The following is an 18,709-nucleotide window of genomic DNA, read 5'->3' on the forward strand; positions in this document are numbered from 1 at the left end:
GGCCCTGAGGAGTGTCCGGCGGATCACGCCGACATCGCTGGGCGGTGCCTTTGACTGCTGGTGAGCGGGGTCTGGTGCGTGCGGCTGCAAGGCGGAGGAGGGAGGGATGGCGGAGCCATCGCGACCGACGACAACGCCGCTGGGGGTCCCCCCTGCCCGTCAGGGCTTGGGGGAGCGCGTGCCAGACCCCGCGGCCCAGGCATGATCCGCCGGACACGACCCAGCCGGGGGGCCGGTCGTCATCGGCGATCGGGCGGGGCTTCCAGCAGCACCGCATGGGCGTTGGTGCCGCCGAAGCCGAAGGAGCTGACGCCCGCGGCGCGGGGGCGGTCGCCGCGGGGCCAGGGCGTCGGGCGGTCCACCACGGTCAGGCCCAGGTCGTCGAGCGGGATGCGGGGGTTGGGGGCGGCGTGGTGCAGGGTCGCGGGGATGAGCCCGTGGTGCAGGGCCAGTGCGGCCTTGGCGAGGCCGGCGATTCCCGCGGCGCCCTCCAGGTGACCCAGGTTGGACTTGACCGACCCGACGGGCAGGCGCGAACCGGCGGGCCGTGCGCGCCCGAGTGCCGCGCCGAGGGCGGAGGCCTCGATGGGGTCGCCGAGGGGCGTGCCGGTGCCGTGGGCCTCCACGTAGCCGGCGTCGGCCGGGTCGAGTCCGGCGGCGGCCCACACCTCGCGGACGAGGGCCTCCTGGGCGGCCGGGTTGGGTGCCATGAGGCCGTTGGAGCGGCCGTCCTGGTTGGTGCCGGTGGACCGGACGACGGCGAGGACGCGGTCGCCGTCGCGCAGCGCGTCCTCCAGGCGGCGCACGACGGTGACGAGGCAGCCCTCGCCGCGCACGTAGCCGTCGGCGGCCGCCGCGAAGGGCTTGCAGCGCCCGCCGGGCGAAAGGACGCCGCTCTCACCGAAGTTGAGGGTGACGGCCGGTGAGAGGAGCAGGTTGACGCCGCCGACGAGGGCCGTGTCGCACTCCCCGGCGAGCAGGGCGCGCCGGGCCAGGTGCAGGGCCACGAGCGAGGACGAGCAGGCGGTGTCGACGGTCATGCTGGGGCCGCGCAGGTCGAGCGCGTACGACAGGCGGTTGGCGATGACGGACATGGCGGCGCCGGTCGCGGTGCGGGCGGTGATGGACGGCAGGTCGTCGAGCGTGGCCCGGCCGTGGTCGTCGCCGCACGCGCCCACGTACACCCCGGTGCGGGTGCCGGCGAGCCGGTCGGCGGGGAGCCCGGCGTGTTCCAGGGCCTCCCAGGCGACTTCCAGGAGGATGCGCTGCTGCGGGTCCATCTCGGCGGCCTCGGCGGGGGAGATCCCGAAGAAGTCCGCGTCGAAGGCGTCGACGACCTCATCGGCGAGGTACGCGCCGTGCCGGTTGGCCCGGTCGACGGCCGCGGCGTGCCCGGGGGACGCCTGCCGGTACGGGTCCCAGCGGCCGTCGGGCACGCTCGTGACCACGTCCCCGCCGTCCCGCAGCAACGCCCACAGGGCGTCGGCCGACGCGACGCCGCCGGGCAGCCGGCAGCCGAGCCCGACGAGCGCGACGTCCCCGGCGTCCGGGGCACCCGGCGCCGCGTCCGGCGCGGGCGCGCCCCCGGCGGTGAGGTGCGCCAGCAGCCTCCGCGGCGTCGGGTGTTCCCACAGCACCGTCGGGGACAGGTCGCGGTCGAGGAGGTCCTGGAGGTCGCCGGAGAGGGCGACCGCGTCGCGGGACGTGAAGCCGTACGCCTCGAACGGCAGGTCCGGGTCGACCCGTTCCTCGGGGATGCCGGCCCGTGCGGCGACCCGTTCGAGCAGCATCCGGCGCAGTTCCTCGTTCACCGGGCCCCCACCACGTGGCCGGCCCGGTCGTGGGCGGCGGTGACCAGGGTCCCGGCGAGGTAGGCGTCCCGGCACGCCGAGCGGCGGATCTTGCCGCTGGTCGTCTTGGGCATCGTCCCGCGCCGGATGAGCACGACGTCCTGCACGTCCAGCGAGTGCCGGGCCAGCAGGGCCGTGCGGATCGCCGTGCGCACGGCGTCGAGTTCCGCCGGGTCGCGCCGCCGTTCCAGCTCGGCCACGACGACGGCCCGTTCGCCGCTGTCCCCGAGGAGGCCCACGGGGAAGGCCGCCACATGGCCGCGCCGCACGGACGGTTCGGCCTCCTGCGCGGTCAGTTCCAGGTCGGAGGCGTAGTGGTTGCGCCCGTCGACGACGATGAGGTCCTTGAGCCGGCCGGTCAGGTACAGCTCGCCGTCCGCCAGGAACCCGAGGTCCCCGGTCCGGAGCCAGCCCGGCCCGCCGTCCACAGGCTGTGCACGGAACACCTCCTCCGTGCGGGCGGGCCGCTGCCAGTAACCGGCGCAGACGTTGGCGCCACGCACCCACACCTCGCCCGTCCGGCCGTCCGCGACGGGGCGCAGCGTGTCCGGGTCCACGACCAGGACCTCCTGGTCGGCCGGGCTGCCGCAGGCCACGACGCGGTAGCCGTCGGCGGGGCCTTCCGGACGGTCCGCCTCCTCCAGCACCCGTACCCGGCCCGCCGCGAGTTCGGCGCGGTCCAGGGTGAGGACGCGCGGCGCCGCCGGCCTGCCGATGGTGACGGCCAGGGTGGCCTCCGCGAGGCCGTAGCCCGGGGAGTGCGCCTCGTGGCGGAAGCCGTACGGCGTGAAGTGCTCCGTGAAGCGGTCCAGGGTCGCCGCCCGCACGGGCTCGGAGCCGTTCACCATGGCCCGCAGCGACGACAGGTCGAGGCCCTCGCGGGCCCGCTGCGTGATCCGCTCCACGCACAGGTCGAGCCCGAAGTTGGGCGACACGGTGTGGGTGGCCCGGTGCTCGGAGACCGCCCGCAGCCAGCGCACCGGCTGCTGCACGAACGAGAAGGGCGCCATCAGCACCGCGGGCGTGCCGGTGACCAGCGGCACGGCCAGCATCATCAGCAGGCCCATGTCGTGGAAGAACGGCAGCCACCCGGCGATCCGGCTGTCCTCGTCGATGCCGAGGCCGGCGCGCAACTGGGCCACGCCGACGGCGAGGTTGCGGTGGGTGACCTCGACGCCCGCCGGGGAGCGCGTGGAGCCGGACGTGTACTGGAGGTACGCCACGTCGTCGGGGCGTTCCGCGACGGGCAGGGCCACGCCCCGCGCGAGCGCCGGGTCCACCGCGTCGACGCACAGCACCGCCGGGGGGCCGCCGGGCGCGGGCTCGCCCTCCAGGAGCCGCCCGGCCGCCGGCCCGCCCGCCGCCGGGTGCCCGGCCGGGGGCTCGGCCGCGGGCACGGCCGCCACCGGGAGTTGGCGGACCGACCTCTCGTACGCCGTCGTCGTGAGCAGCGCGGCCGGTGTGCAGTCGGCCATGACCTCCAGGAGCCGCTCGTCGGTGCGGAACGCCTCCGGGGCGTACAGCGGGACCGCCAGCACCCCGGTGTAGAGGCAGCCGAGCAGCGCGGCCACGTAGTCCGGGCCGTGCGGGCAGAGGATGGCGGCCCGGTCGCCCGGGACGACGCTCCGGCTCAGCGCGCCCGCGACGGCGCGGGCCTGCGCGTCGAGCCGGCCGTACGTGAGGGGCGTGGCGGTGCCGGCGCGGTCGGTCGTGTAGTCGAGGAACGTCAGCGCCGTACGGTCCGGGTGGCTGCGCGCGGCGGCGCGGACGGCCTCCGCGAGGCCGGGCGGCGGCGGCTGGTGCGGGATGGTCATGTGTTCGCTCCCGTCGGGGGCAGGGGGACGGCGGTGCCGCGCACGTACGGGGTGTTGGTGGGGTAACGGGGCCAGGGCCGCACGATCTGCTCGACCCGCACGCCGTAGCCGGCGTCGCGCAGCAGGGACAGCAGCCGCCGGTTGGCGTTGCAGCCGCCGGCGACGCGGCGCCACAGCGGGGCCAGGACGTCCTGGCACAGTCCGACGACGCCGGGCGACCGGACGTGCTCGAAGAAGATCAGCTGCCCGCCGGGCTTGAGGACGCGCCGGATCTCGGCCAGCGCGGCCGGCAGGTCGGCGACCGTGCACAGGACGAGCGTGCAGACGACGGTGTCGAAGGTGTCGTCGGGCAGCGGCAGCCGCTCCGCCCAGGCGTCGACGACCTCCACGTCGAGGTCGAGGTCCGCGTCGGCGGCGCGCTCGACGAGCCGGGCGCGCATCTCGCTGGCGGGTTCGACGGCGACGAGCGAGTCGGCCTTGGCGTAGTAGGGGAGGTTGGCCCCGGTGCCGGCGCCGATCTCCAGGACGCGGCCCGTCAGTTCGCTCAGCATGAGGGTGCGCAGGGGGCGGCCCCACTTCTCCTCGGCGCGCTGGGTCATCGCGTCGTAGTAGCGGGCGAAGAACTTGCCGGCCCGGCTCTCCAGTCGCGCGTTGGCGTCTTCGGGGGCGGTCGGGCGTCGGCCGGTCGTGCCGGTGTCGGTGGTGGTCACGGCAGGGCTCTCCTGTGGGTGGATGCGGTGGCGGGGGCGGTCACGCCGGGGCCTGGCCGGGGTCCCGGTCCTCTTCCTTCAGCCAGCGCTCGAAGGCGGCGAGGTCGGGCACGATGACGTCGGAGCAGGCGAGGACCGCGAGGTTCTGCCGCATCGCGGTGACGGCGACGACGGTGGTGCCGGCGCGGTGGGCGGTGAGCATCTCGGCCGCCGTGCCCATGCTGGGCTCGTGGCCGGGGAGCCAGGCGACGCACACGTCGCTGTCGGCGGCGACCCGGGTGAGCCGGTGGAAGGTGTCGATGAGCAGCGTGACGGCCGGGTCGTGCGCGGCCCGGTGCACCTCGGGGCTGTCCGCGAGTGCGGCGTGGGCCTGCCGTACGGCTTGTTCGTGGGCGCCGATCCAGTCGCGCATGAGGTCGTGCGGGTCGTGCACCACGGCGTCGGGGCGGTGGGCGAGGATGATCTCGCGCAGGGCGTCGCGGTAGCTCTGGTCGGCGAGTTCGGCGCCGGGCCGGGCGCCCTGCATGACGCCGGCCAGGAAGTACGAGCGCGGTCGCGTGGTCACGCGTCCTCCAGGGAGTAGTCGGGCACCTCGATGCCGGCGGGCGCGGCGGCGTCCCACAGGGCGGCCGCGCCGACGAGGTGGTCGACGACGTCCTGGCGGCCGGCGCGCACGGCCTCGGCGACGCGCTCCAGTTCGCGGTCGAAGGCGGCGCTGCCCCAGCGGCTGACGGCGCCCTGGTTGTCGCGGGCGATCAGGGCACGCGGGTCGGCGAGGGTGCCGCGCGGGCGGCCCGAGAACGGCAGGGCGACCTCGGTGAGGGCGTCGTCCCCGGGGTGGACGGCCCGCAGGGAGAGGTTGTTCTGCTCGGGGTGCAGCAGCAGCTGCCGTACGAGCGGGGCGGGCACAGGCAGTTGGGTCACGGTGTCGCCGGGCCGCATGGTGTACGCGCGGTGCGTCACGGTCTCGCCGAGGCGGGGGCTGTGACGCAGGTACTGGAAGCGCAGCAGCCCGTCGGCCGGCCGCCACACGGCCCGCAGCGTGGAGGGCGCGGGGGAGCCGTCGGGGCGGCGGCGCAGCGGGTAGGCGTCGGCGTCGGTCCGTACGGTGCCGTCCGGGGAGGCGGCGGCGTCGGCGCGCGACAGCCGCAGCGGGGCGCGGTGCATCAGGTACGGGTCGAGGACGGTGAGGGTCTCGCCGTCGTCGTACAGGGCGCAGACGTGGCGTCCGCCGACCCGGTACTCGGCGCGCACGCCGGTGCGGCGGGCGACCTCCTCGCCGGCGGTGAAGGTCTGCCAGGCGCAGGCCGTGCCGAACCGCTCGGGCGAGGTCCCTTCGCCGTAGTGCAGGTGGTACTGGGCGGCGCTGTTGTAGGGCACCTGGGTGAGGACCTTCGTATGGACGTCCTGGAACACCCGCGGGTCCGGGTGGCTGGGGGCGGGAGCCGCCATGGATGAACTCTCCTAGTCAGGTCGGCGAGCCGTCGGTCGCCGTCACGTCGTCCGACCGTCGCGTGCGCCGAGGCTGGTGAGCAGGAAGGCCACGAGTTCCGCGCGGCGCGGTACGAGGTAGAAGTGGTCGCCCGGCATGGCGCGCAGGGTGAACGGGCCGGTGGTGCAGGAGCGCCAGCCGTCGGCGAGCCGGGCGGTGACCCGGGGGTCGCGGGTGCCGACGAGCGCGGTGACGGGACAGTCCAGGGGCGGGCCCGGCCGGTAGCGGTAGCCGGTGGCGAGCCGCAGGTCGGCGTGGGCGGTGGCCGGTGGCACGGTGGGGTCGCCGGGCGGGACGGGGGTGTCGTCCAGCCGGGCGAGCGGGTCGCGGTGCCGGGGCTCCGTCGGCGCGGGGTGGGCCGAGACGAAGAGGGCGCGCGGGGCGGCGTACGGGGTGACGTGGAGCAGCCGGGCCGTCTCGAAGGCGGCGGCCGCGCCCAGGCCGTGGCCGAACAGGACGAGCGGGACGTCCTTGTCGGCCTCGGCGAGCGCGGTCAGGGCGCCGGCGACCGGCCGTGCCAGCTCGTCGACGTGGCGGGCCGGGGGTTCCCCCGCCCGGTCCTCGCGGCCGGGGTACTGGACGGCGGCCAGCTCGACGGAGTCGGGTAACTCCTCGCCCCAGGCGGCGAAGAAGCGCGCGGTGCCGCCGGCGGGCGGGAAGCACACCAGGCGCAGCGCCGGCCGGTGCCGCGGCCGCGGGACGTGCAGCCAGGACCGCAGCCCGTACGTTCCCAAGGGAACCGCCCTTTCACAGCGTGCCCGGAGCCGGGCGGGACGAAATTCAAAATCCGGTGGCGACGGTATTCGAACGTACGCGAAGAATGCAGCGCTGAAAAGGTGGGTACCCGAAGAGGCAATACCCGCCCGCAGCATGCCTCGCTTGCCGCGACATGTCCGCATTTTCCCGCCCGGTAGTGGCCCGCATCGGTGCGCGATTTTACGAAAAAGTAATCAACCCCGGATTGCCCGCGGCTTTTCGAACGAGGAAGTCTTTACGGCGGCGTCAGTGTTGCGCCGACGTTGCCATTGCGCCGAAACATTCCCTCTCTATTCGCCTCGGGTTGGAAAGCGAGACTTTTCGTGGACATGGGTCGGGACGTGGTTCGGTGGCCTGCCGAGGCCATGGAGCGGTACCGGAAGGCCGGCTACTGGCAGGGCCGCCCGCTGGGCGACTTCCTCGCCCGGCACGCCGCGGACACCGGCGGGACCACCGCCCTGGTCTCCGGCGACGACCGGCTGACGTACGCCGAACTGGACGCGCGGGCGGCCCAGTTGGCCGCCGGGCTCGCGGACCTGGGCATCGCCTCCGGGGACCGGGTCGTCGTCCAGCTGCCGAACGTGCCGGACTTCTTCGTCCTGCTCTTCGCCTGTCTGCGGATCGGCGCCGTCCCGGTGCTCGGCCTGCCCGCGTACCGGCGCAGCGAGGCCGTCCACCTGTGCGGCCACAGCGGCGCCGTCGCCTTCGTCGTGCCCGACACCGACCCGGCCTCCGGCTTCGACTACCGCCGCCTCGCCGACGAGGTGCGGGAGCAGGTGCCGGGGCTGCGCCACGTCCTGGTGGCCGGCGAGCCCGGCCCGTACCTCTCGCTCGCCGACGTCGAGAAGGCCGGCGCGGGCCTCGACGCCCCGGACGGCTCCGCCGTCGACCCGCGGGACCCGGCGGTCCTGCTGGTGTCGGGCGGCACCACGGGCCTGCCCAAGCTGATCCCGCGCACCCACGACGACTACGCCTACAACGTCCGGGCCAGCGCCGAGCTGTGCGGCGTCGACCGCGACACGGTCTACCTCGCCGCGCTGCCCGTCGCGCACAACTTCGCGCTGGCCTGCCCCGGCACGCTGGGCACCCTGTACGCGGGCGGCACGGTCGTACTGAGCCCGTCCCCCGACCCGGACACCGTGTTCCCGCTGGTGGAACGGCACCGGGTGACGCTGACCGCGGTGGTGCCGCCGCTGGCCGCGCTCTGGTCGCAGGCCGCGGAGTGGGCACCCGAGGACCTGAGCAGCCTCGCCCTGCTCCAGGTCGGCGGCGCCCGCCTCGGCCCGGAGTCGGCCCGACAGGTGACGGCCTCCCTCGGCTGCGAGCTGCAGCAGGTGTTCGGCATGGCGGAGGGCCTGCTCAGCATGACCCGGCCCGGCGACGACCCCGAGCGCGTGGCCACCACGCAGGGGCGGCCGATGAGCCCCGACGACGAGGTCCGCGTCGTCGACGCCGACGGGCGGGACGTGCCGTCCGGCGAGATCGGCGAGCTGCTGGCCCGCGGCCCGTACACGCTGCGCGGCTACTACCGGGCCGAGGAGTACAACCGGACCGCGTTCACCGACGACGGCTTCTACCGGACCGGCGACCTCGTGCGGGTCCTGCCCGGCGGGGACCTCGTCGTGGAGGGGCGCCGCAAGGACCTCGTCAACCGGGGCGGCGACAAGGTGTCGGCGGACGAGCTGGAGGGCCACCTGCGGGCGCATCCGGCCGTGCTGGACGCGGCCGTGGTACCCGTGCCGGACGAGTACCTGGGCGAGCGCACCTGCGCCTGGATCGTGCTGCGCGAGGGGCGCACGGAGCTGGGCGATCCGGGGCTCGACGCCTTCCTGGACGAACGCGGCCTCGCCCCGTACAAGAAGCCGGACCTGGTCCGCTTCGTGGACGCCTTGCCGGTGACGGCGGTCGGCAAGGTCGACAAACGCGCCTTGGCCACCCGCGCCACCAACTGACGCCCGGCGCCGCCACCCCGCCGGCCTGCGCCGCCGGTCCGTCGTTGCGGGCAGCCGTTCCCGCAGCGGCCAGCCGCGCCGTTTCGCTGTGGGCAGTCGTTCCGCTGGGGCGGAACGGGTGGGCACAGCGGAACGGCCCCCCGGCCTGAGGGTCCCGCTTCCGGCCCCACGGCGGTGCAGGTGCGCGAGGCCCTGGGCCGGGTGGCCGTTCCTCGTTGTGCCCACCCGTTCCGCCCTGCGGAACGACTGCCCACAACGAGGAACGGCGCGCCCACCAAGTACCCGAAAAAGGAGACCGCACATGTCCGCCACCACCGTGTCGCCCGGGATCACCCGCGTCCCGTTCTCCGGCACTCCCGCGCAGGCCGCCACCCGGCTGGCCGGGGCCGGACCGCACGAGCAGTACGTGGTGTACGAGCGGGACGGCGCCTGGTGGTACGCCGGCGGGGCGCGCGCCTCGCTGGTGGTCGACCGGGCGACGCTCACCCTGGACGTCGACGGCGAGGTGACCCGCACACCCTGGCGGGACGACCCGCTGGAGGCGGTCCACCGGGCCCTGGCCTCCCTCCCGTACCCGGACTGGCACGCCTACGGCTGGGCCACCTTCGAGCTGTCGTACGCGCTGGCCGGCGACGCGGCCGACCTGGACGAGGCCCCGCTGCTCCACCTGGTGGTGCCCCGCACGGAGGTGCGGCTGTCTCCGGAGGGCGCCGAGGTCCGCGCCGACGGCGAGGACGCCCACGCCGTACGGGCCCTGCTCGCCGCGCCGGCCACGGAGCTCCCGTCCGCCCAGCCCCTGCACGTCGACCTCCGCGAGCCCGTGGACGGCGCCTACGCGCGTTCCGTCGCCCGCGCCGTCGCCGCGATCGGCGACGGCGACCTCCAGAAGGTCATCCTGTCCCGCACCGTCCCGGTCGGGACCGAACTGGACCTGCCCGCCACCTACCTGGCCGGCCGCTCCGCCAACTCCCCCGCGCGTTCGTTCCTGCTGAACCTCGGCGGCATGGAGGCGGTCGGCTTCAGCCCCGAGACCGTGGTGGAGGTGGCGCCCGACGGGAGGGTGTCGACCCAGCCGCTCGCCGGGACGCGCGCCCTGAACGGCGACCGCGCCGAGGACGCGGCGCGCCGGGCGGAGCTGCTGACGGACGCCAAGGAGATCTACGAGCACGCGATCTCCGTGCAGGTCGCGTGGGACGAGATGACGACGGTCTGCCGGGAGGGCTCGGTACGGGCCGAGGAGTTCATGAGCATCAAGGAGCGTGGCAGCGTCCAGCACATCGCCTCCCGCGTGAGCGGTGAGCTGCGCTCCCCGGACGGGGGGCCGTGGGCGGCGCTGGGCGCGGTGTTCCCGGCGGTCACCGCGTCGGGTGTGCCGAAGGACGCCGCGTACCGGACGATCCGGCGCCTGGAGGGCGGCCCGCGCGGCCTGTACAGCGGCGCGGTGCTGGCCGTGGGCAGCGACGGGTCCCTGGACGCGGCGCTCGTGCTGCGCACCGTGTTCCGGCAGGGCGGCAGGACGTGGCTGCGGGCGGGCGCGGGGATCGTCGGACAGTCCTCGCCGGAGCGGGAGTTCGAGGAGACCTGCGAGAAGCTGCGCAGCATCTCGCGCACGCTGGTCCCGGCCCGCACCCTTCCGGCCCACAGCCCGGCGACCCCGGAATAATCCTTACAACACCGTTCGACTTACGGGAGGCCCGGCGCTACCCTGAAACGCGAACAGTGGTGTTCAACTTAAGGAGCGCGTCCGTGCCTTCCGCACCATCCCCGTCCCCGACCCCGGCCTCCACCCCCGCCGCGGCCACCGCCGCGCCGCCGGGCGGCAAGGGCCACCCGCTGCGCTGGCCGATCCTGGCGGTGCTCTGCCTGAGCCTGCTGATCGTCGGCCTCGACGTCACCGTCCTGAACGTGGCCCTGCCCACGCTGGTCGACGAACTGGGCGCCACCACCAGCGAGTTGCAGTGGCTGGTGGACATCTACAGCCTCATGGCGGCCGGCCTGATGCTCTTCGCGGGCAGCCTCGCCGACCGCTTCGGCCGCAAGCCCGTCTTCCTCGCCGGCCTGGTGCTCTTCACCGGCGCGTCGGCCGTGGCCGCGTTCTCGCAGTCCACCGAGCTGCTGATGACCGCCCGCGGCGTCATGGGCGTCGGCGAGGCGCTGATCATGCCGGCGACGCTCTCCATCATCGGCGCGGTCTTCACCGACCCCGCCGAGCGGATGAAGGCCATCGGCCTGTGGTCCGCGATGATCGGCGTCGGCCTGGCCATGGGCCCGCTGGTCGGCGGCTGGCTCCTCGGCGAGTTCTGGTGGGGCTCCGTCTTCCTCATCAACGTCCCCATCGGCATCCTCGCCCTGCTGGTCGCCGTGCGGATCGTGCCCAACTCGCGGGCCACCGTGGCCCGGAGGCTCGACCTGGCCGGCGCGGTCCTGTCGGTCCTCGGTGTCGGCACGCTGCTGTGGGCGATCATCGAGGGCCCCGTCGAGGGCTGGACCAGCCTGCCGGTCCTCGCCGGCTTCGGCATCGCCGCGGTCCTGCTCGCCGCGTTCCTCGTCCGCGAGCGCACCGCCGCCGAACCCATGCTGCCGCTCGGCATCTTCGCCCACCGGCGCCTCGCCATCGGCAACATCCTGGTCTTCCTCGGCCTGCTGTCCCTCCTCGGCGCCCTGTTCGTCCTCGTCCAGTACCTGCAGTTCGTCCTCGGCTACGACGCCGGCGAGACCGGCCTGCGCATCGCGCCGACCGCGCTCGTCATCCTGGTCGCCGCGCCGCTCGCCTCGTTCCTCGGCCAGCACGTCGGCACCCGCTGGCTGGCCGCCGTGGGCCTGGCGTTCGCCGTGGCCTCACTGCTGCTGCTCGCCACCACGAGCGACGGCGACGGCTACGGACGGGTCCTGGCCGCCATGCTGTGCCTGGGCTTCGGCGCCGGCTTCATCATCGGCCCGACCAGCGACGCCATCGTCGGCTCCCTCCCCGAGGACGACCTCGGCGTCGGCTCCGCAACCAACAGCGCCGCCGTGCAGCTCGGTTCCGCCCTCGGCGTCGCCGTGCTCGGCAGCCTGCTGTCCGGCACGTACCGCGACGAGCTGGAGAGCAGCGCCGCCGGTGCCGCCCTGCCGCCGAGCGCGCTCGACGCGGCCGGCGACTCCGTGGGCGCGGCCCTCGGCATCGCCACCCAGCTCACCCAGCAGGGCGGCCACGCCCTCGCCGAGGCCGCGCGCTCCGCGTACGTCTCCGGCATGGCACCGTCCATGTACACCGGCGCCGCGGTGGCGGCCGCGGGCATCCTCGTCGCGCTGTTCCTGTTCCCCAAGGGCAGGACGACCGACGCGGCGGCCGAGGCCTCCGCCGAGCCGCTCAAGAGCGTTCCGGCCCAGTCCGGCAGGGCCGCCGGCCGCAGCTGACCCGCCCGTCCGACCCGTGCCGTGCCAGGCCGCCGGGCTGCCCCCGGCAGCGTGGCACGGCGCGAAGAAGGTGACATACCCTCCCATCATGTCCACGCCCTCATCGAAGGCCCGCCGCACCGCCCCGGGCCGGGACGAGCCCCGCCGCCGCGCCGACGCGGAGCGCAGCATCGCCGCCATCCTGGCCGCCGCCCTCGACTGCTTCGCCCGCGACCCGCAGGTCAGCATGACCGCCGTGGCCGCCGCGGCGGGCGTCAGCCGCGTCACCCTCTACGCGCACTTCCCGTCCCGCGAGGCCCTGCTCGACTCCGTGCTCGCCCACTCCGTCGAGCGGGCCGACACCGTGCTGCAGAGCCAGCACCTCGACGAGGGCCCCGCCGACGAGGCGTTCTCCCGTCTCGTACGGTCCAGTTGGCGCATCCTGGAGCGCCACGCGTTCCTGCTGTCCGCCGCCGAGGGCGTCATCGCCCCGGCCCGCCTGCGCGGCCACCACGAGAAGGTCCTCGGCCGTGTGGAGCGCACCCTGCAGCGCGGCCAGCAGGAAGGCGTGTTCCGCACCGACCTGCCCATGGGCTGGCTCGTCACCACCTTCTACAGCCTGCTCCACGCGGCGGCCGCCGAGGCCGACGCCCGGCACCTCAAGGCGAAGAGCGTTCCCGACATCCTCGACCGGACCCTGTCCTCGATCCTGCGGAGCACCGATGCACCGACATGAAGCCCTGATACGCGACTGCCTCGCCGCCGTCAGCGCCGGCGACGCCGACGGCTGGCTCGCCTGCTACGCCCCGGACGCCGTGTCCGAGGACGTACCCCTCAACTCCGTCTGGAAGGGCCGCGAAAGCCTGGAGGCCGGGGTCCGCGGCTGGCTGACCGCCATCCCCGACACCCGTATGGAGATCCGCTCCGTCACCGCCGACGACCGCACCGGTACGTGCGAGTGGACGATGACCGGCACGCTGCGGGGCGGCGGCATCGACGGCCTGCCCGAGCAGATCGCCGCGCTCGCGCGGGGCAAGGCGTTCACGATGCGCGGCGTGACCGTGTACCGCTTCTCGCCGGACGGCCGCATCCAGGAGGAGTCCCTGTACTGGGACCTGACCGGCGTCCTCGGCCAGCTGGGCGTACTGCCCCCGCTCTGAGGCCCCGTCAGGGCTGGAGCCGCCACACCTGAGGGCGCGCGGCGTCGGGGGTCTGCACCTGGAGCGGCTCGGCGCCGCCGTTCCCGTCCCCCGGCCCGATGCCCAGGACCAGGCCCGTGCCCTTGAGCGCCAGCGTGTGCCGGTCCCCCTCGACGGTGAGCTGCCAGCGCTGCCCGTCGGTGCCGGTGCACGTCGCCTGCACCACCGCCACGTCCGGCCCGGGCGGGCCGCCCGCCTGCAGGCACTTGCCGGAGTGGACCGCCTTGACCTCCACGTGCCCGTCACCCGTGTCCGTGAACAGCCACCGCTGGTTCGGATTGCCGTGGACGTCCCAGGCGATGAGCGGCGCGCCGTCGTCCACGGACACCCCCGACACATCGGCGGCCCGCCCCGTCACGGCACTGACCAGCACGAACGGCTGCCCCGCCGGAGGCACCACGGTGGCGGGCGACGGACTCGGCGTCCCCGTGGCCGCGTCCGGAGGCGTCGCCGTGGCCGACGCGGACCCCACCGGGGAGGGCGCGGCGGACACGGCGGCCGTCGCCTCCGCGCCCGTCCCGCCGCCCTCGTCCCCGGCGAGCACGGCACCGATCGCCAGGCCGACCCCCGCGCACCCGGCGATGGCCCCCACGACGACCGGGACCCGCGACCGGCCGCCCGTACGGGACGAGGACCGGCGCGACCGCGGCGTACGCCCGGGAGCGGGCCCGTCGTCGAACCGGCCCGGGCCGGGCGCCGGATACACCGGCCCGTCGTCGATGCGGGGCAGAGGGCGGGTCGCCTCCACCGGCGGCACGGCGGGCGGCAGGACCTCCGTGGCCTCCGGATCCCAGGGCTGGTTCACCGACACTCCTCATGACCGGACGGACATTCGAAAACGCCGGGAACCCTAACGCGTCGCCGGCCGACCGCCCGCACGCGCACCGGAGTTAGCCTGCTCCGTCGGGATCCGATGGGGAGGAAGGCGGGCAGGGGATGGCGTCGGCGACGCACGCACAGGACGAGGGGCACGAGCCGGGACGGCGGATGCGGATCGGCGAGGTCGCCGAACGCACCGGTCTGTCGCTGCGCACCATCCGCCACTACGAGGACATGGGCCTCGTCGTCCCCTCCGCGCGCAGCAAGGGCGGCTTCCGGCTGTACACCGAGGCCGACGTCGAGCGGCTCACGGTGATCCGCCGGATGAAGCCCCTCGACTTCTCCCTGGACGAGATGCGCGAACTGCTCGACCTCACCGACCGGCTCGCCACCACCGCCGGCGGGCCGGAACGGGACCGCCTGCGCGAGCGCCTCGACGCCTACCGCAAGATCGCGGAGGCTCGCTGCGAGACGCTGCGCGCCCGGCTGCTGGCCGCCGAGGACTTCGCGGCCACCCTGCGCCGCCGGCTGGCACCCGACGCCTGAGGGTCAGTCCGCGCAGCGCACGTCGGCGGCCGGGCGCGTCCCCGTCCTGAGGAAGTCCGTCACCGCCCGGTCGCCGCAGGCGTTGCCGTTGCCCAGGTACACGCCGTGCCCGCCCCGGTCGACGCTCACCAGGCGGGCGCGGTCGCCGAGGGCCGCGCGCATCTTCAGCGCGCCCGCGTACGGGGTCGCCGGGTCGCGGAGGTTCTGGATCATCAGGATGTTCGACGGGCCCTGGTCCGTGATCCGCGTCGGCCGCTCCGCCGGGGTGTCCTTCCAGTACGCGCACGGCGTCACGTTCACCGGCAGGCCCGCCGTCAGCGGGTGCCGCGCCCGGTCGGCGGCCACGGCACGCCCGTACGCGGCGGCCGAGGCGCGAGGCCAGCGGACGTCGTTGCAGACCACCCCGACGGTGACCGCCGCGTCCGCGTCCGGCATCGCCCCGGCCACGTCGTCGGTCAGCACCGGCCGCACCGCCGGGTCGGGGTCGCCGGCCTCCTTGAGCAGCCGGGCCAGCCGCGGGAACGAGGCGGTGTTGGTGAGCGCGTTCTGCAGGGCCTGGCGCAGCCGGTTGCCGGTGAGCGGCACCCCGGGCGTGGTCGTCTCCCTGGGCGCCCGGTCCAGCCGCTCGGCCAGCGCCAGGAATCGCGGGCGGACCTCCTCGGGGCGGGCGGCCAGCCGGAGCCCCCGCGCCTCCCGCGCCGGGTCCGCCGCCCAGGCCGCGAAGTCGGGGAACCGCTCGTCGACGCCCCTGCCCATGTTCGCCAGCCAGCCCCGCCCGACCCGCGCCGGATCCGGGTCGCCGCTGCTGTCGAGGACCCAGCGGTCGGTGTTGCGCGGATACCGCTGCGCGTACACGGCACCGACGTACGCCCCGTACGACACGCCCCACGCCGACAGCTTCCGCTCGCCGAGCGCCCGGCGGAGGGCGTCGATGTCGCGCACCTCGTTCGCGGTGGACAGGCTGCGCAGCACCGGGCCGCCGTCCCGGGCGCACGACTCGGCGACGCGCAGCGAGCGGGCGACGTTCTCGGTGACGTCGCCGTCCGGGGCGGGCCAGGACCGCAGGTGCGCCAAGTGCCGGTCGTCGTCGGAGAGCCCACAGCTCGCGGTGGAGCTCCTGCCCACGCCCCGCGGGTCGAAGGACACGAGGTCGTAGGCACCGCCCAGCCGCGCCCGCAGGGCGTCGCCCTTCTGCCCGAGCATCCGCAGCCCGGACCCGCCGGGCCCGCCCGGGATCAGCAGCAGCGTGCCCCGGCGCTCCGCGGGCCGGTCGCCGCGCACCCGGGACACGGCGAGCGTCAGCCGCTCCCCGCCGGGGTCGCCGTGGTCGAGCGGCACGGACAGCCGGGCGCACTCCTGCCCGGCGGCGACCACGGGCAGCCCCTCGCAGGGCTCCCAGGTGAGCGGGGACTCGGCCGCCGCGGGTACGGCGGGGACCAGCACCGTACCGGCGACGAGGGCGGCGCCGGCAAGAGAGAGCGCGAGGGCACGGGTCCGGCGGGGGGTCGATGTCTCGTCAGGCGTCATGCCCCTCAGCCTGGTCGAGGCGCACGCCCCGTCCCATGCGGCGGGCAGGCCACTACGGGGTGGGGACAACCCCCGCCCCGCTCTCGCCGGTTCAGTCGAGCGTCATGGCCCGCGAGGCGCTGACCCTGGCCGGCGCCGCCGCGGGAGAGGTGGTCGTGCGGCCGTCCCCCGCACCGGCCATGAGCACCCGCGCCACGACGGCGTCCCCCCGCCGGAACGCCGGGTCGTCGACCGCGACCGCGTCGGTGCGCGTGTGCCACACCCCGTCGCAGACCTGCGGCTCCCGGACGTGGGTGGCCCGGGAGAGGACGCCGCTCGTCCGGTCGTGGAGCCGCACGGCGAACAGCACCGCCTGCAGCTCCGGCTCGCACCGGTACGTGTAGGTGACGGAGGCCGTGCGCCCCGTCGGCCCGGCCACCGCCCCTTCGATCCGTACGCTGCCCGCGACCGGAGCCGCGGCCGCCACGCTCACCGCGGCGCACAGCACGGCAAGACCCGCGACCCGTCGTCGACCGTCCATGAACCAGCCCTCCGCATTTCAGGGGTTTTGCGGCGGAATGTACCGACGCGAACGCGGAGAGTGCCGACGACGCGCTCCTGAAGGCCGCGGAGAGTACGTCCGGGACGCCGCACGGAGCCATTCGGCGCCCGGAGGAGGCCTCAGCCCTCGATGACCCCCAGCTGGCGCATCATCCCGAGGTCGTCCCAGTTCCACCAGGACTCCGCGATCTTGCCGCCCTCGCAGCGGAACGTGGCGTGGCCGGTGCCCTTGATGTCCCGGCCGGTGGCCTCGATGCCCTGGTAGGCGGCCTGGTGCTTGCCCGCGTAGGACAACCGGACGCAGACGGTGTCACCCTCGGCCGTCAGGCTGTCCAGCGTCAGCCGCGGCTGGAACGCCCGCAGGATCTCCCCGTTCTCGGCCTTGGACTGCTGAATGTCCAGGTCGTACGAGGACAGCGACGGGTCGTGCTCCCGGTAGCCGCGGGTGCACAAGGCCTCGACGGCGTCGAGGTCCCGCTTGTTGATCGACTCGAAGAAGGAGCGGACGACGGTCTTGTTGAGCTGCTCGTCCCGCACCACGTCGAGGTCCGTGAACGAGGGCTCACCCTCGCAGAGCGCCACCAACTCCCGGTAGATCCGGTCGGTCTCCGGCAGGTTGGAATTCTTCATCGCCTCCTCGTACGACGGGAACTCGACTATCTCCACGACGTGCGCGGAGTCGGAGCGGTCCTGCCCGACGATCGAGTGGGTGGCCGTCCGCTTGCCCTTGGTCGCCTCGACCCAGTTGTCCATCAGCTTGTTGAGTTCGTCGACCCGCTGCGTGCGACAGTCGATGACCTGCACGAACGCCATGATGCCCGCCTCCCGTGGTTGGAGCTTCCGGTCACTTTCACCGTATGCCTGCTTCGCCCCGAATGTCCTGCTCTGCGATCCCGGAGTAGAACGGAGGGAGAAGGGAGTGACGCACATGTACGGACGACTCAGCACGTACCAGGGCGGCCCCGTCCCCGCCGACAAGGACATCGCCGCATCGGGGCAGCAGGCACTCGACCAGGTGCGGGGCTTCCCCGGCTTCAAGGGCGTCTACTACCTCCTCGACCGCGAGAAGGGCCACGCCCTCACCCTCACGCTGTGGGAGGACGAGGAGGCGATGCGCAACAGCGAGGAACTGGCGGACAAGGTCCGCAAGGAAAGCGCGGAGCGCGACGAGATGGAAGTGGTCTCGGTGGAACGCTACGAGATCCCCATGTCCCACCTGGAGACCTGACTCCACGTCAGTGACTGGGCGCCGCCGCTTCGCCGTGCCCCCGGGCCCAGGGTCCCCGCGCACCACGACGGCGGGTGGCCCTGGGGTGTCCCGGGGCGGGGTTCACGCCTCCGTCATGGAGGGCACCTCGCCCTCCCTCCGGTCCATGTCGATCAGCGAGAACATCGCCCCCTGCGGATCCATCACCGCCGCGAAACGCCCGAACGGGCTGGCCATGGGCCCGGACACCAGCTTCCCGCCCCGCGTCGTCGCGCGCCCCACCGCCGCGTCGACGTCGTCGACGGCGAAGTACACGTTGATGTACGAGGGCACGTCGGGTGGGAAGTTCTCGTCCATCCTCATCCGCCCGAGGACCGGGTTCCCGCCGAGGTTGAAGATCTTGTAGTCGACGTGTTCGTCCGTCATCTTCTGCGCCGTGTACGGGAACACGGCACGGAAGAAGGCGTCGGCCCGCTCCGGGTCCCGGGTGTACAGCTCGGCCCAGCTGTACGCCCCGGGCGTCTCGCGCGCCTCGAAGCCCGTGTGGACGCCCGCCTGCCAGACCCCGAAGACCGCGCCGCTGGGCTCACTGGCCAGCAGCATCGAGCCGAAGTCGCCGACCTGCATGGGCTCCATGATCACGCGCCCGCCGTTGTCGCGGACCTTGCGCGCGGTCTCCTCGACGTCGGGCGACGCGAAGTACAGGCACCAGGCGGACATGCCCTCCTGCCCGGGCATCGGCGGGACGACGGCGGCGACGGCCCTGCCGTCCGCGTACGCCTGCGTGTAGTTCCCGTACTCCGTCGAGGCCTCCCCGAACGTCCAGCCCAGCACGTCGCCGTAGAAGCTCTTGGCGCCCTCGACGTCCGTGAACATCGCGTCGGCCCAGCACGGCATGCCCTCGGGCACAGCAGCCATG

18 protein-coding genes are annotated in these 18,709 nt (G+C 74.5%); 7 read left to right on the top strand and 11 right to left on the bottom strand.

Going from position 1 to position 18,709, the window contains the following annotated elements; all coding sequences use genetic code 11:
- Positions 1 to 239 precede the first annotated feature (239 nt).
- Genes ABEB09_RS15365 through ABEB09_RS15390 form a run of 6 tightly spaced genes read right to left on the bottom strand, consistent with a single transcriptional unit; the run spans position 240 to position 6,600 of the window.
- A complete protein-coding gene (locus ABEB09_RS15365; RefSeq protein WP_345690476.1) occupies positions 240 to 1,811 on the bottom strand; it encodes a type I polyketide synthase in 1,572 nt (523 codons plus the stop codon).
- Entirely contained in the window at positions 1,808 to 3,664 is a 1,857-nt protein-coding gene (locus ABEB09_RS15370; protein WP_345690477.1) for a fatty acyl-AMP ligase, read from the bottom strand. The genes ABEB09_RS15365 and ABEB09_RS15370 overlap by 4 nt, the downstream gene beginning before the upstream one ends.
- The gene (locus ABEB09_RS15375) at positions 3,661 to 4,374 is read right to left on the bottom strand and encodes a class I SAM-dependent methyltransferase (protein WP_345690478.1); all 714 of its coding nucleotides are present in this window, start codon (positions 4,372 to 4,374) and stop codon (positions 3,661 to 3,663) included. The genes ABEB09_RS15370 and ABEB09_RS15375 overlap by 4 nt, the downstream gene beginning before the upstream one ends.
- A 40-nt stretch (positions 4,375 to 4,414) precedes the next feature.
- The gene (locus tag ABEB09_RS15380; protein ID WP_345690479.1) at positions 4,415 to 4,939 is read right to left on the bottom strand and encodes a hypothetical protein; all 525 of its coding nucleotides are present in this window, start codon (positions 4,937 to 4,939) and stop codon (positions 4,415 to 4,417) included.
- Entirely contained in the window at positions 4,936 to 5,826 is an 891-nt protein-coding gene (locus ABEB09_RS15385; protein WP_345690480.1) for a hypothetical protein, read from the bottom strand. The genes ABEB09_RS15380 and ABEB09_RS15385 overlap by 4 nt, the downstream gene beginning before the upstream one ends.
- Positions 5,827 to 5,868: 42 nt before the next feature.
- Complete coding sequence (locus tag ABEB09_RS15390) at positions 5,869 to 6,600, bottom strand: thioesterase II family protein (protein ID WP_345690481.1); 732 nt, start codon at positions 6,598 to 6,600, stop codon at positions 5,869 to 5,871.
- Between the two features lie 351 nt (positions 6,601 to 6,951).
- Here ABEB09_RS15390 and ABEB09_RS15395 point away from each other — a divergent pair, with 351 nt between their 5' ends.
- The 5 genes from ABEB09_RS15395 (at position 6,952) to ABEB09_RS15415 (ending at position 13,112) form a co-directional block, all read left to right on the top strand.
- Positions 6,952 to 8,574: a (2,3-dihydroxybenzoyl)adenylate synthase gene (locus tag ABEB09_RS15395; RefSeq protein WP_380839295.1), complete on the top strand. Its 1,623-nt coding sequence runs from the start codon at positions 6,952 to 6,954 to the stop codon at positions 8,572 to 8,574.
- Positions 8,575 to 8,875: 301 nt separating this feature from the next.
- Complete coding sequence (locus tag ABEB09_RS15400; protein WP_345690483.1) at positions 8,876 to 10,237, top strand: salicylate synthase; 1,362 nt, start codon at positions 8,876 to 8,878, stop codon at positions 10,235 to 10,237.
- 83 nt (positions 10,238 to 10,320) lie between these two features.
- Positions 10,321 to 11,973, top strand: coding sequence for a DHA2 family efflux MFS transporter permease subunit (locus tag ABEB09_RS15405; RefSeq protein ID WP_345690484.1), 1,653 nt, complete (start codon positions 10,321 to 10,323; stop codon positions 11,971 to 11,973).
- 88 nt (positions 11,974 to 12,061) lie between these two features.
- Positions 12,062 to 12,688, top strand: coding sequence for a TetR/AcrR family transcriptional regulator (locus ABEB09_RS15410; protein ID WP_345690485.1), 627 nt, complete (start codon positions 12,062 to 12,064; stop codon positions 12,686 to 12,688).
- On the top strand, positions 12,675 to 13,112 hold the full coding sequence (locus tag ABEB09_RS15415) for a nuclear transport factor 2 family protein (RefSeq protein ID WP_345690486.1): 438 nt from the start codon (positions 12,675 to 12,677) through the stop codon (positions 13,110 to 13,112). Before ABEB09_RS15410 ends, ABEB09_RS15415 begins: the two co-directional genes overlap by 14 nt.
- A 7-nt stretch (positions 13,113 to 13,119) precedes the next feature.
- On the opposite strand, the gene ABEB09_RS15420 is transcribed toward ABEB09_RS15415, so the two are convergent.
- Positions 13,120 to 13,956: an RICIN domain-containing protein gene (locus tag ABEB09_RS15420; protein WP_345690487.1), complete on the bottom strand. Its 837-nt coding sequence runs from the start codon at positions 13,954 to 13,956 to the stop codon at positions 13,120 to 13,122.
- Between the two features lie 131 nt (positions 13,957 to 14,087).
- Here ABEB09_RS15420 and ABEB09_RS15425 point away from each other — a divergent pair, with 131 nt between their 5' ends.
- Positions 14,088 to 14,516 carry a MerR family transcriptional regulator gene (locus tag ABEB09_RS15425; protein ID WP_345690488.1) on the top strand — a complete coding sequence of 143 codons (429 nt, stop codon included), beginning with the start codon at positions 14,088 to 14,090 and terminating at the stop codon, positions 14,514 to 14,516.
- A 3-nt stretch (positions 14,517 to 14,519) separates the two neighbouring features.
- Here ABEB09_RS15425 and ABEB09_RS15430 read toward each other — a convergent pair whose 3' ends face one another.
- The 3 genes from ABEB09_RS15430 to ABEB09_RS15440 all read right to left on the bottom strand — a co-directional run bounded on the left by ABEB09_RS15430 (position 14,520) and on the right by ABEB09_RS15440 (position 17,396).
- Positions 14,520 to 16,043, bottom strand: coding sequence for an alpha/beta hydrolase (locus ABEB09_RS15430; protein WP_345690489.1), 1,524 nt, complete (start codon positions 16,041 to 16,043; stop codon positions 14,520 to 14,522).
- A gap of 91 nt (positions 16,044 to 16,134) precedes the next feature.
- Positions 16,135 to 16,563, bottom strand: a complete 429-nt coding sequence (locus ABEB09_RS15435) for a hypothetical protein (protein ID WP_345690490.1) — start codon at positions 16,561 to 16,563, stop codon at positions 16,135 to 16,137.
- 140 nt (positions 16,564 to 16,703) lie between these two features.
- Positions 16,704 to 17,396, bottom strand: a complete 693-nt coding sequence (locus ABEB09_RS15440) for an ester cyclase (RefSeq protein WP_345690491.1) — start codon at positions 17,394 to 17,396, stop codon at positions 16,704 to 16,706.
- Between the two features lie 115 nt (positions 17,397 to 17,511).
- On the opposite strand from ABEB09_RS15440, the gene ABEB09_RS15445 reads away from it, so the two are divergent.
- The gene (locus tag ABEB09_RS15445) at positions 17,512 to 17,811 is read left to right on the top strand and encodes a hypothetical protein (protein WP_345690492.1); all 300 of its coding nucleotides are present in this window, start codon (positions 17,512 to 17,514) and stop codon (positions 17,809 to 17,811) included.
- A 102-nt stretch (positions 17,812 to 17,913) separates the two neighbouring features.
- On the opposite strand, the gene ABEB09_RS15450 is transcribed toward ABEB09_RS15445, so the two are convergent.
- Positions 17,914 to 18,708, bottom strand: a complete 795-nt coding sequence (locus ABEB09_RS15450; RefSeq protein ID WP_345690493.1) for a VOC family protein — start codon at positions 18,706 to 18,708, stop codon at positions 17,914 to 17,916.
- Position 18,709 lies beyond the last annotated feature (1 nt).

Source organism: Streptomyces coeruleoprunus (assembly GCF_039542925.1).
GTDB lineage: Bacteria > Actinomycetota > Actinomycetes > Streptomycetales > Streptomycetaceae > Streptomyces > Streptomyces coeruleoprunus.